The organism is Halobellus salinus (assembly GCF_014646875.1).
Classification (GTDB): Archaea; Halobacteriota; Halobacteria; order Halobacteriales; family Haloferacaceae; genus Haloquadratum; species Haloquadratum salinum.
Genome location: NZ_BMOC01000002.1, coordinates 24,218 through 40,777 on the forward strand (window position 1 = coordinate 24,218; position 16,560 = coordinate 40,777).

Sequence of the window (16,560 nt, forward strand, 5' to 3'; positions counted from 1 at the left end):
CGAGGTAAAAAGCCCTCCCTGCCGGGGGACCGACCGCGGGCGCTCGCAGGACGGGATTAAGCGGTCGTTAACCCCGTATTTGACCGTGGTATCGATCGGCAACCGGCGATTAACTAAATACCCTTGCCCTGAATCGTGGGGTACGATGGTACCTGGAACAGCCGACACCGCAAACGACGACCTCGGCGCCTACCACATCGTCTGCCACGACTGCCCGACGGAGCTGCTCGCCGACGGGGAAGCGGAGGCCCAACGACACCTTTCGGAGCACCGGTCCTCCACGGGCCATAACGTGGAGTTCGCGGCGCTGCGTGGTGTGGATATGGAAAACGAGTGACCGGGCGGTCGACCGAGATCAGGCCGACAACTGCTCGATGACACCGACCAGATCTGACTTGTCCTGCACACCGACGACGCGTTCGGCTTCCTCGCCGTTCTCGTAGAACGCCAGGGTGGGAACCGACCTAACGCCGGCGTCCTGTGCGACCGCCCGCAGATCGTCGATGTCGACTTTCAGAACCGTGGCTTCGGTTTCGGCCGCGACCTCCTCAACGGTCGGTTCGAGCATCTTGCACGGACCACACCACTCGGCGTGGAAGTCGACGAGCACGACGTCGTGTTCGCCCAGTAGCTCTTCGAGGTGGTCTTCGCTCTCAACGTGGATCGGCGCGCCGGTCGTTTCGGGTGTACTCATCACCTGTTCATTGAACGGGCAGCCTCTTACTTATTTCGTAGGTGGGACTGCGGGCCGCACGACCGCACCGAGCGGGTGGTGGGCCTCGACGCTCCCGTGAACGGCCCTTACCCGTTCGCCCCGGATCGCCCGGTCACCGTATACTCGAGGAGGACGCCGTCGTCGACCGCCCGGACGTCCTCCAACGACAGGTCCGGAAACGACCCCACGAAGCCGTCGCCGTCGGCGAGTGTCGGCGCGTCCCGGCCACCAACGATCACCGACCCGACGTACACGGAGAGTTCGTCGACCAGCCCCGCAGCGAAAAACGAGTAGATGACCTCTCCACCGCCTTCGATCATCAGCGTCTCGATTCCGCGGGTCGCCAGTGCCGAGACCGCGTCGTCGAGAGCAACGCGGTCGTCGCCGGCGACAACGACCTCGGCGCCCGCGTCGGCGAGCGCCTGCCGCCGCGACCGGGTCGCGGCCGACGAGACGACCGCGTAGGTCGTGGCTGCGTTGTCGAGGATCCGCGCGTCGGTCGGCGTCCGGCCGGTTGAGTCGAGCACCACGCGCGCGGGGGTCGCCGGGTCGTCGCGGTCGGTCCGCGCCGCCCGGAGCGACGAGTCGTCGACAGTCAGGTGCGGATCGTCGGCGAGCACCGTCCCGACACCGACCAGCACCGCATCGGCGCCGGCACGGAGCCGATCCACCCGAGCGAAGTCCTCGGGGCCGCTGATCCGAACCTGCTCGCGACGGCGGGTCGAGAGTTTGCCGTCCGCGCTCGCTGCGGCGTTGACGAAAACGTGCACACAGACGGGTGACACCGGGGGGCAAAGCGGGTTTCGGTGCGGTGAGTGTGGTCCGGTACCACCTACACGGGGATACTGTGGTGATTGTATCGGATGGACTTTTGACCTCTTCGTCCGCGTGAACGCGGAGGAACCCCGACACGGGGTTTCAGGCCGAGTGTAGCGGCCTGGTAGTTTCAAGACGCGTACGTTCCACGCGTCACCTGCTGGGCTTCAGGATCGTCCCCAGAAATCGAAGATTTCTGGTGTGTGAACGAATCGCTGCGCGATTCGGTAACGGCGTGGCTGTTTTGTGGCCCGGTCAACGAGCCCCCATCCGTAGCCGAGTCATCATCGGGATGAATCGGGCGAAAAAACACAGCAGTGCGGCTGAATACGGAAACCGTATTACCAACAACTGTTATGTGCCGGTGCGTGGTGGGATAATCAACGATGTCGCCGAACGTACTGATGCTCGGCTGGGGGTTCCCGCCGAACGTGAGCGGCGGACTCGACACCCACGTTGGCGAGCTGTTCGACGGGATGCAGACCCGGGAAGTCGACATCGAACTCGTGCTGCCCGCGGAGTACGCACCCGAGGACAGAGCCGGGATCGTGGGCGTCCCCACCGGCGACGGCGACATCATCACCCGAGTGGGGCGGCTGAGCGAGACGTTCGCGGAACGCGCCGCTGACGCTGACATCGTCCACACACACGATTGGTTCGGCTACGGTCCGGGGTCGCGGGCAAAGTCGAACGCCGACGTCGAGTGGGTCTCGACGTTCCACTCGCTGTCGACCGATCGGAACCTCGACCCCCCACAGCGGGAGGTCGAGACCGAGCGCCGGCTCGCCCAGCGCGCGGACCACCTCATCGCGGTGAGCGAACTCACCGCCGCGAACGTGCGCGAACAGTACGGCGGCGACCCCACCGTGATCTACAACGGGTTCTCGGAGTGTCCAACCACCGGCCGCGAGCTCAAATCCGAACTCGGCGTCGACGGCGAGATGCTGTTTTTCGTCGGACGGCACACCGATCAGAAAGGGATCGCCCACCTGGTGTACGCGATGGAACGCCTCGACCGCGCGAACGTCACCTTAGTGATCGGCGGCTCCGGCCACCTGACCGACCAACTCGAGCGGTTCGCGGAACTGCTCGGGGTCAACGACCGGATCGAGTGGGTGGGCTACGTCCCCGAGACCGAACTCGGCGACTACTACGCCGCCGCGGACCTGTTCGTGTCGCCGTCGCTGGCGGAGCCGTTCGGGATCACGATCACGGAGGCGCTGTCGGCGGGGACGCGGGTGGTCGCCACCGAGAGCGGTGTCAATGAGGTGCTCTCCGAGGCGTCGGTCGTGGAGGTGAAACCGGACTCGAAGTCCATCGCCGCCGGGATCGAACGCGCGCTCGAACTCGACGGCCGACCCGAGTTCGACCCGATCACGTGGGCGGACGTGGTCGACGAGACGCTCACGTTCTACGACGAGATCCTGTAGAACGGGAGTCGGCGCGTCGTGGCCCCGTTCGAGGCCCTACCGCCCTTTCATCGACCGTGCGTTACCGCAGGACCCGCACGTCGGTCACGGGCTCGGGGTGTCTGATCCGGTAGCCGTCTGTGGTCGCGGTGAGCCCTTCGCTTGGTGTCGTCTCGCCGGCCGCCTGGTAGGGGCTGTCGCTCTCGGCGCCCTGATACGGGCTGTCCATCGGCATCGATTGATATGGGCTCTCGCTCTCTACGCCTCGGTAGGGGCTGTCCGTCGGCACCGACTGGTAGGGGCTATCAGGTCGGAGCCCGCCGTAGGGGCTGTCGGCCCCCGCTGACGGGGATGCGCCGCCGCTTCCGGAGGCCGCGCGATCGAACCCTTCGGGTGGGAGGTAGATCCGCTCGCCGGACGCCGAACGGACCACCACTGCGGTGTCGCGGTCGCCGCGCATCCTGATCACGGTCTCTCCACCCTCGATGGTCACCGAAAACGAGACGGTGTCGTCGCCGGCTCCCCCGTCGGCCCCGGCGGATTCCTCGTGCGGTGGCGTCATACCGAACGGGTCGGCGGCAAGGCACTTATAGTACGGTCGTGCGCGTCGACGGCAGCGTGCGCCCACGCGGAACGAGCCGGTGATGTGGCCCCGAACCTCAAGTGGGGGGCCCACGAACTGCGGGTATGGATATTCGGGACGCGAGCACGGACGACGTCGATGCGATCCGCCGGGTTGCGATCGAATCGATGCGGGCGTCGTACGGCCACGCCATCGACGAGGAGACAATCGCGGCGGCCGTCGACGAGTGGTACAGCGCCGAGCGGCTAACCGACGCTCTAGCCGATGACGACGCGGTGTTCGTCGTCGCGATCGATGCGGGGTCGGTGGTCGGATTCGCACAGAGCGAGGTTTCGGAGGGTCGCGAGTCAGTCGGGTACCTAGACTGGCTCCACGTGGTACCCGACCACCGCGGCGCCGGGATCGGCTCGCAACTCCTCACCCGGCTCAAACAGGAACTGGTCGCCGCCGGTGTCGACCGCCTCGAAGGCCGGGTTCTGGTCGATAATCAAGAGGGGGTGTCGTTCTACGAGGAACAGGGGTTCAGCGAGGTCGGGACCCGGCCCGTCGAGATTCACGGCGAGACGTTCGAGGAGTGCGTCCACACGACGTTCCTCGAGGATACCGACTCCGACCCCAGCGGGCTCGTGGAACGGGAGATCGACGGCCAGACCGTCTACGTTGCGTACGACGAGTCCGCGCGCGGGTCAGACTCGCCGTTCTTCGCGGTCTATCTCGACGAGAGCCGGGAGAACCCCTACGGGTGGATGTGCGGCGGCGACGAGGGGTTCGACATCGCGATGGACACGATGGAGCGACTGGAGTGCAACGAGTGCGGCAACCGCCGGAAGGCGGCGCGGTGGGACGCCGCGTATCTGTAGGTTCGGACGCTCACGTCCGCAGGATCCGCCTCAGTCGCCGCTCGCCTGCTCTTGGATGTCGCTGACGACCTCGGGGTTCCGGAGGGTCGTCGTGTCGCCGAGTTCCTCGCCGTTCGCGATCTCTTCGAGCAGCCGACGCATGATCTTCCCTGAGCGGGTCTTCGGGAGTTCGGGCGTGAACGTCACTGACTCGGGCTTGGCGATCGGGCCGATAGCGTCGTCGACGCCCGCGACGATCCGGTCGCGCATTTCGTCGTCTCCCCCGTAGCCGTCCTCGAGGATGACGTACGCGTAGACCGCCTCGCCTTTGATATCGTGGTCCCCGCCGACGACCGCGGCCTCGGCGACTCCCTCGACGCCGACGATCGCGGACTCGATCTCCATGGTCCCCAGCCGGTGGCCGGAGACGTTGACAACGTCGTCGACGCGGCCGAGGATCGTGATGTAGCCGTCGTCGTCGATCTTCGCGCCGTCCTCCGGGAAGTAGACCCACTCCCCGGCGTCGGCATCGGAGTGTGTCTGCCAGTACTCATCGACGAACCGCTCGTCGTTCCGGTAGAGCGTCCGCAACATCCCGGGCCACGGGCGGTCGACCGTGAGGTAGCCCGCCTGTCCCGCCTCGACCTCGTCGCCGCCGGTGTCGACGACGTGGGCGCCGATCCCCGGAAGCGGCGGGCCCGCCGACCCGGGCTTCATCGTGCCGACACCGGGGAGCGTCGACACCATCATGCCGCCGGTCTCGGTCTGCCACCAGGTGTCGACGATCGGACACTCCTCGCCGCCGATGTGTTTGTAGTACCACTTCCACGCACGGGGGTTGATCGGTTCGCCGACCGTCCCCAGCAGCCGGAGCGTGGAGAGGTCGTACTCCGCGGGATACTCCGGGCCCCACTTCATGAACGCCCGAATGGCGGTCGGGGCGGTGTAGAACACGTCGACCGCGTACTTCTCGACGAGTTCCCACAGCCGACCGCGGTCGGGGTAGTCCGGCGTGCCTTCGTACATCACCGTGGTCGTCCCGAGCGCCAGCGGGCCGTAGACGATGTAGGAGTGGCCCGTGATCCACCCGATGTCGGCCGAACACCAGTAGGTGTCTTCGGGTTCCAGATCCAGGACGGAGTGAGAGGTCCACGCGGTGTACGCGAGGTAGCCGCCGGTGGTGTGTTTCACCCCTTTGGGCTTCCCGGTGGTGCCGGAGGTGTACATCAGGAAGAGCATGTCCTCGGCGCCTCGCTCAACGGGGTCGACCCGGTCGCCCTGATGAGCAGACATCAGGCTATCCCAGTCGTGTTGGTTACGCTGCAGGTCGTGACCGAACCCGTTGTCCCCGAGGCGGTCAACGACAACGGTCGCGTCTACCTCGTGGTCGACGTTCGACAGCCCCTCGTTGGCCTTCGCCTGGTGGTCGAGCGGGTCGCCGCGGCGGTAGTAGCCGTCACAGGTGACGAGATACCGGGATTCGGCCGCGTTCATCCGCGTCGCGAGTGCCTCCGCGGAAAACCCCGCGAAGACGACCGAGTGTGGCGCGCCGATCCGAGCGCACGCGAGCATCGCGACCGGCAGCTCCGGCACCATCGGCATGTACAGCGTGACGACGTCATCCTCTTCGACGCCGAGGTCGCGGAGCGCGGCGGCGAACTCGTTGACCTCGCGGAAGAGATCCTGGTAGGTGTACGTTCGCGTCTCCCCGTGCTCGCCTTCCCACTTGATCGCGACGCGGTTTTTCGCGCCGTTTTCCACGTGGCGGTCGACACAGTTGTACGACGCGTTCAGCGTGCCGTCCGCGAACCACTCGTAGAACGGCTCCTCGGAGTCGTCGAGCACCTGCGTGTACTCTTCGTCCCAGTCGAGAAGGTCGGCGGCGCGAGTCCAACACGCCGGCCAGTTGTCCGCGAACTCGTCGTAGATGGACGCATCGGACACGTTCGCCTGCTCGACGAAGTCGTCGCTGGGCTCGAATGCCTCCTGCTCGGCCAGTCGCGCTTCGAGTTGTCCGTCACCGCTCTCGTCGTCTGCCATATTCATCCTCATTATTCGAACACCAGTTCATAAATCCCGGCGACGGAACCGCGCCCCGTCCCCCGGCCACGCCGTCGGCGCCGCCCGGGCGGTCCGCGGCGACGATTCCCACTCGTTCGGAATCTCCCGGGCACGCTTTTGACGTTGGCGTCCGACGTAGAGGTATGCTTGGTGTGTCGATCCGGTCGGGCCGCACAGCAGCGTCAACACCGGTCACTCGACGCCGAGTCTTGGTCGCGGGCGCGGGGACAGCGGCCGTCTCCGTCGCGGGGTGTCTCGGCGGCGGGGAGGCCGAGACCCCGGATCCCGTCACTGTCCCCGAGAAAGCGACGTGCGACGTCTGTGGCATGGTGATCAGCCAGCACCCCGGACCAACGGCCGAGGTCTTCTATCCCGACCGCGACCCGAGCGGCCACGACAACCCCGCCCGCTTCGACAGCGTGTGGGAGGCCTACCAGTACGAGTTCGGGAAGGACAGCGCAGGCTGGGAGGACGCCGCCTTCTACGTCACCGACCACTCGAGTGTGTCGTACGAGACGTTCGAGGACGGCAGCGACACGCTGATTTCACGCCACTACGATGCATCCTCGTTCGCCGCTGCGAGCGACGTGACCTACGTCGTCGGTTCGGCGGTCAAAGGGACGATGGGACGGGACCTGCTCGGATTCTCAGGCCGGAGTGACGCGGAGGCGTTCCAGTCGGAGTGGGGCGGGTCGCTCACGACACACGACGGCGTCACACCCGAGGTCGTCGCCGGGCTCGGACGCTGATGGCGGTTCTGACGCCGGCCACGACACAGTGGCTCGCAGCGGCGGTGGCGGGAGTCGTCGTGCTCGCCGGCGTTTCGTTCGTGCTGACGCCCGCGGGCGGGGCGTCGCTGCGCCCGGCGGAGTTCTCCGAGACGGTGACCGTTGGCGGGACGGGAGTCGACCAGCGCCGCGCCGAGAGCGAAGGGTTCGTGCTCCCCCGGGCGCAGGTGTTTTACTCCGGGTACCGGTACGTCGTCGGATACGTCGGCGTCGAGACGGCGGCGAGCGCGCTCGCCGACGGGGACGCGAGCCGACAGTTCGGCGACCCGCTGACCGTCTACGTCTCGGATCTCTCCGATATCACGCCGACGCTCACCGATCAAGGGTACGTCGTTGCCGAACGGGGTCGGCACGTGGGGTGGGCCACCGCCGACACGGCGTCGTTCGTCGTCGGGAGCGACGCCGCGATCCCCTCCGGGCCGGTGGCGGTTCCGTTCTCCGAGCGCGCGGACGCGGAGCGGTTCGCCGCGGCCCACGGCGGCGAGGTGATCGACTGGGAGACGCTCCGCGCGACCGTCGCCGACCCGCTCCCCGGCCGACTCGACCGGTTCGAGGCAGCCACCGAGCGGCTCCACTCGTGGGGCGACCGGGTGGCCGCGGCCGCGGCGGACCGTCGGGAGCGGCCGGTGGGGGCGGTCGTCGGGAATCGGTCCGACATCCCGGAGCGGATCGGGCCCGGCCGGCAGCTGGGGGAAGGAGTTGTGGCCGAACCGACGGTCGAGGACGCGATCGCCGCCGCGCCGACAAACACGACCGTGTACGTCCCGCCGGGGACCCACGCAGTCGACCAGGTCGTCGTGAACCGCTCCGTGACGCTCGCGGGTGCCGGGAACGGAACGGTCGTTCGCGGCGACGGGAACGGCAGCGTCGTGCACCTACGGGCCGACGGCGCGGCGGTCGCCGACCTCCGGATCACCGGCGTCGGTCCGGTCGGGAGCCGAGGCGGCGACAGCCGAAACGACACCGTCGACTGGGACACGACCGTCCAGTTGGCGTACGGGTACGGGGACGCGGGCGTGGTCCTCGACGGCGCGGCCGACGCGTCGGTGTCGAACATAGAAATCGACACGCCTGCAAGCGGCGTGATCGTCCGCGAGAGCCCCCGGTCGGCGGTGACGAACCTGACAGTCCGCGGGGCGCCGACCGCGCGTGAGGGCTTCATGGGCGCCGTACTCATCGGCGCACCGAGTCTGGTGCAGAACTCGACGTTCCACGACGGTCGCGACGGGATCTACACCCACCGCGCGGACGGGAGCGTGGTGCGCGACAACCACGCCGAACCGGGGAGGTACGGCGTCCACGAGATGTACACCTCCAAGTCGCTGGTGGCCGAAAACACCGTCGAGGACGCACAGGCGGGCGTCATCGTGATGACGCGCCCGACCCGGAACCTCGTCGTCGACAACGCCGTCCGCGGGAGTACGTACGGCGTCGTACCTGCGGGCGGAGATTCCTACTACGCGGACAACGTCGTTGTCGACAATGAGTACGGTCTCCAGGTGGCCGGCGGCCGGAACGTTTTCGTCGACAACGTCGTCGTCGGCAACGATGTCGGCGTGCGGGCCAACGAGATCCTGCCCTCGAACCAGGTGCTCCGGAACGACGTTGTTCACAACGACCGGGCGGTGGCGTCAACCATCGGCCCGCTCCGAGTGTGGGCCCACGGCGGGGTGGGCAACCACTGGGGACGGCTGCCGATCGCCGACAGTGATGCCGACGGCGTCTACGACCGGGCGTACCGGCCGTCGGGAACGGTCGACTCGCGGCTCGGGACGGTCCGTGGCGCGACCGCGTTAGCGGAGTCCCCGGCCGTCGCGGTGCTCCGGCGGGTCCAACAGGCCGTCTCCGGACTCCGGCAGTCGGGCGTTGTCGACACCGCGGCAAGAACCCGACCGTTCGACCCCGACACGGTCCGGAACGCGACCGACCGACGGCAAAACGCCACCCGCGCGGGTGACGAACCGTGACCGGGGAGTCGACACCGCTTCGGGCGACCGGTATCGAACAGGCGTTCGGCAACGTTGTGGTCCTCTCGGGGGTCTCGGTGACCGCCGACCGCGGTGAGGTCGTCGCCGTCGTGGGACCGAACGGCTCCGGGAAGTCGACGCTGCTCCGCATCCTTGCGGGTGTTCGTCCGCCCGATCGGGGGACCGTGGCCCTCCCTCCCGCCGCGGGCGGCGCCCGCCGCCTCGGCTACCTCCCACAGCGGCCGGCGTTCAGGTCGGGGTTCACCGCTCGCGACACACTGCAGTTCTACGCGCAGTTGCTCGACGGCGTCAGCGGCGACGACGTCGTCCGAACGCTCGACCGCGTGGGGCTTGCCGGCGTCGCCGACCGGGACGTGGGGTCGCTGTCGGGCGGAATGACGCGGCTGCTGGGGCTGGGGCAGGCCGTGCTCGGTAACCCTGGGGTGTTGCTTCTGGACGAACCCGGAAGCGGGCTCGATCCGGGGATGGTCGAGCGGCTGTTCACCGTCGTCGGCGACCTCGCGAGTGACGGGACAGCAGTGATGGTCGCCTCTCACGAACTCCCGGCCGTCGAGACGCACGCCGACACCGTCGCAGTGCTCGCCGACGGCGGATTTCGCGCGGTCGACACGCCGGCAGCACTGCTCGACGACACCGACACCGACTCGCTGTCGGCGGCGTTCCTCCGACTCGTCGGGACCGAACCGGACAACGCAACAGTCGCGTCGGGAGCCGAGCGGTCGACGACCGAAGCCGGGTCGGACACCGACTCGGGGGGTGGACGCGACAATGCCTGACGGACCCGCGCCCGGAGGCGACCCGCCGGACGCGACCGAGCACACCCCGTCCGGAGGCGACCCGCCGGACGCGACCGAGCACACCCCGTCCGGTGGGCGAGAGGCCGGACCGACGGATGGACCCGGGTGGACAGACCGTGCGGCGGTCGTCCGCACCTGGCAGGACCTCCTGACGGTCGCGACGCGGGAACTCCGGACGGTCGTCCGGACGCCCGCGCTGCTGGTCATCTCGATCGCGTTCGTGGTGAGTGTGGTCGGCGTCGCGTGGGCCGGCACCGGCGCCGGGGGCGGGTTCGTGCCGCTGACGCTCGATCTCCTCACGTTCATCGAGGTGCTGGTACCGCTTCTGGCCGTCGCGTTCGGCTACCGATCGATCCTGGGGGACCGTCAGACCGGGGAACTCGACGTGCTTCGAACCTTTGACGTGGACCGGGTCGCGTACGTCGGCGGCGTCTACCTGGGGCGGGCGCTCGCGCTCGTCGGTTTGGTCGTCGCCGCGCTGCTGGGTGTGGGGCTATTGGTCCCGGTTCTCACAGCGGACATCCCGACGTTCCTGGCGATCAACGAGGCGGTCGATTCGGGGGTCCGGTACGTCCGGTTCGTCGTGTTGTCCGTGGCGTTCGCCCTCGTGGTACTCGCCGCGACGGTGGCGATCTCGGCCGCGGCCCGAACCGTCCGGACGGCGCTCGCGCTGGCTGTCGCGCTCGTGATCGCGCTCGTCCTCGGGTTCGACACGGTACTGGTTGCCGGGATCGCCGGCGGCGCGATCCCGGATGACGGGCTCGCAGTCCTGGTGGCCGCCAGCCCGAACAGCGCCTACCGTGGCCTTGTGCTCTCGGCCGCGGTCGGTGTGGTCGGCGGCGCGGACGTCACCGCGGGGAACGCGGCGGTGAACCTGCTGGGACTGGCCGCGTGGTGGCTCGGAAGCGTGGCCGTGGCCGTCTGGCGGGTGTGGCCGGCGGTCGGGGAGACGACAGCGTGACCGCGGTCCCGCAGTGGACAACCGAACGAACTCGGCTCTCGCCGCGGGATCGATTCCGTTCGCTCGAAACGGCTCCGGGCTGCTCGTTCGTCGGGGGGTCCGTTTCGTTTCGGTGGCGGCGTCTCACCCGAAGTTCTCGGCTTTCGCGTCGTCGGGGTCGACCCCCGCGGCGTCGAGCGCCGCGGACGCGTCGTCGATGAACCCCTCGAACCCGTAGACGAACACCTGTTCGGCAGCATCGGTCCCGACGGCCGCTGCGACGTGCTCGTCGATGTCACCGTCGGTGACGACGACGGACGCGCCCGTGTCCCGGAGCGCCTCAAGCCGGTCCTGGTGGGCCGGCGCGTCCGTCCGGTAGACGATTGCGACCTCGTTCCCGTCGGCCACCGCGGCCTCGCCGATTCCGACTGCGGGACCGACACCCGGGCCGCCAGCGAGCACGACCGCGCGGGGCTCACCCTCGTAGAAACTCCGCCCGAACGGTCCGGCGATATCGATGGTGTCGCCGGCCCCGAGCTCCAGGAGGAACTCGCTGAACGGGCCGGCTTCTTCGGGGTCGATCCCGACGGTGATCTCGAAGGTGTCGTCGACGCCGGGCGAGGAGAGGGTGTAAAACCGCGCGTACTCCTCGCCGTTGACGACGCCTGTGAGCTTCAGGAACTGTCCGGGCTCGGCGTCGAGCCCCGCCGGCGCCTCGAACTCGATCGCGATCGTCTGCGGCCCGGCGTCCCGGACGGCGGTGACGGCGACTGTCGCATCCATACCTCCAATTACGGGTGCGGTGAGAAGGGCCTTGCCTTTGACAGCGCGACCGACCGGGGCGGTCGGCGGACCGATCGATCCGATAGCGCCTGCGTGTCCGCTGCTGTCGACCTGCTCCCCGGCGGCCAGCGCCTCGCCGGTCCCGGTCGTGGCGTAGGCGGTTCCCGGGGCGACCCGCTCGAAGTTCTCGACGTGGGCCCGGTAGGTCGGAGTGCCGCGGCGGCTCGGCGGGGCGATGGGTCAGGTCGCGTGGTGGGAGAGCGCCGCCAGCGTCCTCGACCGTGGGGACACGACCCTGCCGGGCCACGAGTGGGGGATTCTCGACGCCGAACCGGTCGGGGTGACCGACGTCGTCCACCACGTCGGTTCCGCCGACATCGAACTGATCAGGCTCGTCCTCGTGAACAACAGCGGGGTTCCCCGCGGCCGGGTCGCCGACAGCGAGTCGCTGCACGGGTCGTTCCTTGCTGTGAAGCGCAGCGAGCGGGAGCAGTCCACCGAGGACGGCGACGCGGACACCGACTACGCCGGAGCTTCTGACGCGAGACGTCGCAGCCGGCGCCGACTACCGGTATCTGGTGGGTCTCCCGAGGCACGGCTTCTGTGGAATAACAGAATTTTACTACATATTTTATCAGTGTGTTGTAAATCCTCCCGGATTTTCGAGGCTATATATTCACGTTTGTACATTACCGTTCCGACACGGGGGGCGTCGAGTCGCGTCTCGTTCCGAAGGCTTTTGGTCGGTCCACAGAAACGAGTAGGCCATATGCCCGCGGACTTCAATTGGGCCATCGGCGGGGAGGCCGGCGATGGCATCGACTCGACGGGGAAGATATTCGCCCAGGCCCTGTCCCGGGCGGGGCGGCACGTGTTCACGTCCAAGGACTTCGCGTCCCGGATCCGCGGCGGGTACACCGCGTACAAGATCCGGACATCAGTCGACCCTGTCCAAAGCGTCGTGGACCGCCTCGACGTGCTCATCGCGCTCACCCCGCGGACGATCGAAGAGAACCTCGACGAACTCCACGAGAACTCGGTGATCGTCTACGACGGCGAGCGCACCACGATGGCGAACGTCGAGATCCCTGAGGGGATGACCGGGCTTGATGTTCCGCTCAAGCGGCTGGCCGAGGAGGCCGGCGGCGCGATCATGCGCAACGTCGTCGCGCTCGGCGCGGCGTGTGAGGTCACGGGGTTCCCGATCGAGAACCTCGACAGCGCCCTCGAAAAGCGGTTCGCCTCCAAGGGCCAGGCGCTTGTCGATAACAACAAGGAGGCCGCCAGAAGCGGGCAGGACTACGTGGCAGAGGCGTCCGACGTCGACACCGGGTACGAGTTGGAGACCACCGACGCCGACTACGTCCTGCTCAACGGCGACGAGGCGATCGGCATGGGCGCGATCGCGGCGGGGTGTAAGTTCTACGCAGGGTACCCGATCACCCCCGCTACCGACGTCATGGAGTATCTCGTGGGGCGGATCGAACGGTTCGGCGGCCACGTGGTTCAGGCCGAGGACGAACTCTCGGCGATCAACATCGCGCTCGGCGCGGCGCGGGCCGGCGCGCGGTCTATGACCGCGACCTCCGGGCCCGGGATCGACCTGATGACCGAGACGTTCGGACTGGTGGCCACGAGCGAGACGCCGTTGGTGATCGTCGACGTGATGCGGTCGGGGCCCTCCACGGGGATGCCGACCAAACAGGAGCAGGGCGACCTGAACGGGCTGCTGTACGGCGGCCACGGCGAGATCCCGCGGTTCGTGCTCGCGCCCACCACCATCTCGGAGTGTTTCTGGAAAACTATCGAGGCGTTCAACCTCGCCGAGAAGTACCAGACACCGGTGTATCTCACCGCGGACCTCTCGCTCGCGGTGACCGAGCAGACGTTCTCCCCCGAGGCGTTCGACATGGACAACGTCGAGATCGACCGGGGGAAGGTCGTCGACGAGGAGACGATCGAGGAGTGGCAGAACGAGAAGGGGCAGTTCCAGCCGCACGCACTCACCGACGACGGCGTGTCGCCGCGGGCGTTCCCCGGGACCATCGACGGCGCACACATGTCAACGGGGCTCGAACACGACGAACTCGGCCGGCGGACAGAGGACACCGGGATGCGCGTCGAGCAGGTCGACAAGCGCAACCGGAAAGTCGAGACCGCCCGTGAGGCGGAAGATTGGGGTCCTCGGGAGTTCGGGGACCCCGACTCGGACAGCCTCGTGATCTCGTGGGGGTCCAACGAGGGCCCGATGACCGAGGCGATCGAGATACTCGACGACGAGGGGATCGATCTCCGGTTCATCTCGGTCCCGTACGTCTTCCCGCGGCCGGACCTCACCGAGGCGGTTGAGGCCGCCGAGACGGTGGTCGTCGTGGAGTGTAACGCCACCGGACAGTTCGCAGACATTGTCGAACACGACACCCTCACACGGGTGGAGCGAATCAACAAATATGACGGCGTACGGTTCGACGCCGACGAACTCGCTGCGGAGATCGAGGCGGCAGTCCAAGAACAGGAGGTAATCCAATGAGCTCAGACGTACGTTTCACCGACTTCAAATCGGACAAGCAGCCGACGTGGTGTCCCGGATGCGGCGACTTCGGGACCATGAACGGCATGATGAAAGCGCTCGCAAACACCGGCAACGATCCGGACAACACGTTCATCGTGGCCGGCATCGGGTGTTCCGGCAAGATCGGGACCTACATGCACTCCTACGCCCTCCACGGCGTCCACGGCCGTGCACTGCCGGTCGGCACGGGTGTCAAACTCGCCAACCCGGACCTCGAGGTGATGGTCGCGGGCGGCGACGGCGACGGCTACTCCATCGGTGCGGGCCACTTCGTCCACGCGGTCCGCCGGAACGTGGACATGAGCTACATCGTGATGGACAACCGGATCTACGGCCTCACGAAGGGGCAGGCCTCCCCGACCTCGCGTGACGACTTCGAGACGGCGACGACGCCTGAGGGCCCCCAGCAGCCGCCGGTGAACCCGCTGGCGCTGGCGTTGGCGTCGGGCGCGACGTTCATCGCGCAATCCTTCTCGACGGACGCTCAGCGCCACGCCGAGATCGTCCAGGAGGCGATCGAACACGACGGCTTCGGGTTCGTGAACGTCTTCAGCCCGTGCGTCACGTTCAACGACGTCGACACCTACGACTACTTCCGCGACAGCCTGGTTGATCTCGCGGAAGAGGGCCACGACCGGACCGACTACGACGCCGCGAAAAACAAGATCCTAGACGCCAGCAAGGAGTATCAAGGCGTCGTCTGGCAGAGCGAGAAGTCGGTCCCCTACGGCGAGAAACACGGGCTCGACACGGACATGTCCCGGGTTGATGACGGCGCACCCGAGGGCGCGATGGATCTGGTTCGGGAGTTCTACTAGCGGACCATCTTCGGTCGGTGGGTTCCCGCAACGCGGGGTCCCACCTCACAAAAAGCTCCAGCAAAACCACCCGCTCGCCTTCGGCTCACGGCGAACGGCGCGCACGGCGCGCCGATGCTGGCCTTTCGATTACGTGGCGTTCTGCAACCGCCCGGCGAACTCCCGGTAGGGCAGACCGGAGCACAACTGAACACGAAATGCAACCCAAAATTGAACTGTGTCGGGTGGAATCGGGATAGATACTTGATCTGTAATGAGTGATTCCAACGGGAGTCGGGCACCGGGAGCGGAACGGTGGAGCGTCGAGATGTCTGGTCGGGTGAACTCACCCGCAGCAGCGGACGGCACGGTCTACGTCGGGAGCGGTCAGAGCGGCAATCTGCACGCGGTGGATTCTCAGACGGGCGAACAGGAGTGGGTTCGCAACTTCGAGATGGGCCTCTACTCGTCACCGACAGTGGCTGACGACACGGTGTACGTAGGAAGTGATCACCTGTACGCGCTGGAAGCTGACACGGGCGAAGACGTGTGGGTATTCGAGACTGACAGTCTCGTGAAAGCGGTCCCGACGGTGTCGCAGGGGACAGTGTATATCGGAAGTTACGACAACAACCTGTACGCGGTGAACACGCTCACTGGGACCGAACAGTGGACGTTCGAGACCGGCGCCTCCGTGCGCTCGTCACCGACGGTGGCCGACGGAACCGTGTACGCCGGGAGTGGTGACGAGACCCTGTACGCGCTGGATGCCGGTACCGGCGAACCGGAGTGGGAGTTCCCCACTGGCGACTCTGTGAGTTCGTCACCAACGGTGAGAGACGGGACGGTGTACGTCGGGAGTAGCGACGACAATCTGTATGCGATCGACGCTGAGACCGGCGAAGAAGAGTGGGTGTTCAATACCGGTGACACTGTGAGCTCGTCGCCAGCAGTGGTAGACGGGACAGTGTACGTCGGAAGCTTCAGTAATCGGCTGTACGCGGTGGACGCGGACACCGGTACGGGCAGGTGGGGCTTCAGAACCGCCGCGTCCGAACTCTCGTCGCCGACAGTGGCCGATGGGACCGTGTACGTCGGGAGTTACGACAACGGTCTGTATGCGGTCGGCACCGACACCGGCGACAAGGAGTGGGTGTTTGAGACCGAGAGGGTAGTACATTCGTCCCCGACAGTCGCCGGTGGGACGGTGTATTTCGGGGGTGACGAAAACCTGTACGCGGTGAACGCAGACACACCCGACAGGACACCGACCATCTCTTCGGACCGGGCCACCGACGGGGAACGCACCGATCCCTCGAGGCGTTCGAACGGTTTCTGCGACGGCTGTGCGGAGGATCTGGGACAGGTCGGTGTCCCCGTCACATACTGCCCCTTTTGCGGGGAGAAACAGTAGCTGGAATTCCGCCCTCTCACAGGCGTCAGGAACGTTCCCGCGCGCTTTTTTATCTGCG

General features: G+C 67.1%; 15 protein-coding genes and 1 pseudogene. 10 read left to right on the top strand and 6 right to left on the bottom strand.

Translation table 11 applies throughout. The features are described 5' to 3' along the window. Positions 1-145 precede the first annotated feature (145 nt). Positions 146-337 (top strand): hypothetical protein, encoded by a 192-nt coding sequence (locus IEX72_RS02130; protein ID WP_188785746.1) that lies wholly within the window; start codon positions 146-148, stop codon positions 335-337. An 18-nt stretch (positions 338-355) separates the two neighbouring features. Here the strand turns inward: IEX72_RS02130 and trxA are convergent, their stop codons facing one another. The 3 genes and pseudogenes from trxA to IEX72_RS15495 form a co-directional block, all read right to left on the bottom strand. Then, positions 356-694: a thioredoxin gene (gene trxA / locus IEX72_RS02135; protein WP_188785747.1), complete on the bottom strand. Its 339-nt coding sequence runs from the start codon at positions 692-694 to the stop codon at positions 356-358. Positions 695-801: 107 nt separating this feature from the next. After that, positions 802-1,485: a 2,5-diamino-6-(ribosylamino)-4(3H)-pyrimidinone 5'-phosphate reductase gene (locus IEX72_RS02140; RefSeq protein WP_188785748.1), complete on the bottom strand. Its 684-nt coding sequence runs from the start codon at positions 1,483-1,485 to the stop codon at positions 802-804. 176 nt (positions 1,486-1,661) lie between these two features. After that, positions 1,662-1,820, bottom strand: a pseudogene (locus IEX72_RS15495) (RNA-guided endonuclease TnpB family protein); the annotation flags it as partial. A 115-nt stretch (positions 1,821-1,935) separates the two neighbouring features. Between IEX72_RS15495 and IEX72_RS02145 the strand changes: the two are divergent. Beyond that, positions 1,936-2,961 carry a glycosyltransferase family 4 protein gene (locus IEX72_RS02145; RefSeq protein WP_188785973.1) on the top strand — a complete coding sequence of 342 codons (1,026 nt, stop codon included), beginning with the start codon at positions 1,936-1,938 and terminating at the stop codon, positions 2,959-2,961. Between the two features lie 61 nt (positions 2,962-3,022). On the opposite strand, the gene IEX72_RS02150 is transcribed toward IEX72_RS02145, so the two are convergent. Further along, on the bottom strand, positions 3,023-3,502 hold the full coding sequence (locus tag IEX72_RS02150) for a DUF7510 family protein (RefSeq protein ID WP_188785749.1): 480 nt from the start codon (positions 3,500-3,502) through the stop codon (positions 3,023-3,025). Positions 3,503-3,627: 125 nt separating this feature from the next. Here IEX72_RS02150 and IEX72_RS02155 point away from each other — a divergent pair, with 125 nt between their 5' ends. Further along, positions 3,628-4,383: a GNAT family N-acetyltransferase gene (locus IEX72_RS02155; RefSeq protein WP_188785750.1), complete on the top strand. Its 756-nt coding sequence runs from the start codon at positions 3,628-3,630 to the stop codon at positions 4,381-4,383. Between the two features lie 30 nt (positions 4,384-4,413). On the opposite strand, the gene acs is transcribed toward IEX72_RS02155, so the two are convergent. Further along, complete coding sequence (gene acs, locus IEX72_RS02160) at positions 4,414-6,402, bottom strand: acetate--CoA ligase (protein WP_188785751.1); 1,989 nt, start codon at positions 6,400-6,402, stop codon at positions 4,414-4,416. A gap of 164 nt (positions 6,403-6,566) precedes the next feature. On the opposite strand from acs, the gene IEX72_RS02165 reads away from it, so the two are divergent. Genes IEX72_RS02165 through IEX72_RS02180 form a run of 4 tightly spaced genes read left to right on the top strand, consistent with a single transcriptional unit; the run spans position 6,567 to position 10,957 of the window. Beyond that, positions 6,567-7,172 (top strand): nitrous oxide reductase accessory protein NosL, encoded by a 606-nt coding sequence (locus IEX72_RS02165; protein ID WP_188785752.1) that lies wholly within the window; start codon positions 6,567-6,569, stop codon positions 7,170-7,172. Beyond that, on the top strand, positions 7,172-9,178 hold the full coding sequence (locus IEX72_RS02170) for a NosD domain-containing protein (RefSeq protein ID WP_188785753.1): 2,007 nt from the start codon (positions 7,172-7,174) through the stop codon (positions 9,176-9,178). Before IEX72_RS02165 ends, IEX72_RS02170 begins: the two co-directional genes overlap by 1 nt. Then, positions 9,175-9,975, top strand: coding sequence for an ABC transporter ATP-binding protein (locus IEX72_RS02175; RefSeq protein ID WP_188785754.1), 801 nt, complete (start codon positions 9,175-9,177; stop codon positions 9,973-9,975). Before IEX72_RS02170 ends, IEX72_RS02175 begins: the two co-directional genes overlap by 4 nt. Further along, a complete protein-coding gene (locus IEX72_RS02180; protein WP_188785755.1) occupies positions 9,968-10,957 on the top strand; it encodes an ABC transporter permease in 990 nt (329 codons plus the stop codon). The genes IEX72_RS02175 and IEX72_RS02180 overlap by 8 nt, the downstream gene beginning before the upstream one ends. A gap of 123 nt (positions 10,958-11,080) precedes the next feature. On the opposite strand, the gene IEX72_RS02185 is transcribed toward IEX72_RS02180, so the two are convergent. Continuing rightward, the gene (locus IEX72_RS02185) at positions 11,081-11,719 is read right to left on the bottom strand and encodes an FAD-dependent oxidoreductase (RefSeq protein ID WP_188785756.1); all 639 of its coding nucleotides are present in this window, start codon (positions 11,717-11,719) and stop codon (positions 11,081-11,083) included. A gap of 769 nt (positions 11,720-12,488) precedes the next feature. Here IEX72_RS02185 and IEX72_RS02190 point away from each other — a divergent pair. The 3 genes from IEX72_RS02190 (at position 12,489) to IEX72_RS02200 (ending at position 16,502) form a co-directional block, all read left to right on the top strand. Further along, positions 12,489-14,249 carry a 2-oxoacid:acceptor oxidoreductase subunit alpha gene (locus IEX72_RS02190; protein WP_188785757.1) on the top strand — a complete coding sequence of 587 codons (1,761 nt, stop codon included), beginning with the start codon at positions 12,489-12,491 and terminating at the stop codon, positions 14,247-14,249. After that, positions 14,246-15,109: a 2-oxoacid:ferredoxin oxidoreductase subunit beta gene (locus IEX72_RS02195; protein ID WP_188785758.1), complete on the top strand. Its 864-nt coding sequence runs from the start codon at positions 14,246-14,248 to the stop codon at positions 15,107-15,109. The genes IEX72_RS02190 and IEX72_RS02195 overlap by 4 nt, the downstream gene beginning before the upstream one ends. Before the next feature lie 253 nt (positions 15,110-15,362). Next, the gene (locus IEX72_RS02200) at positions 15,363-16,502 is read left to right on the top strand and encodes an outer membrane protein assembly factor BamB family protein (protein ID WP_188785759.1); all 1,140 of its coding nucleotides are present in this window, start codon (positions 15,363-15,365) and stop codon (positions 16,500-16,502) included. Positions 16,503-16,560 lie beyond the last annotated feature (58 nt).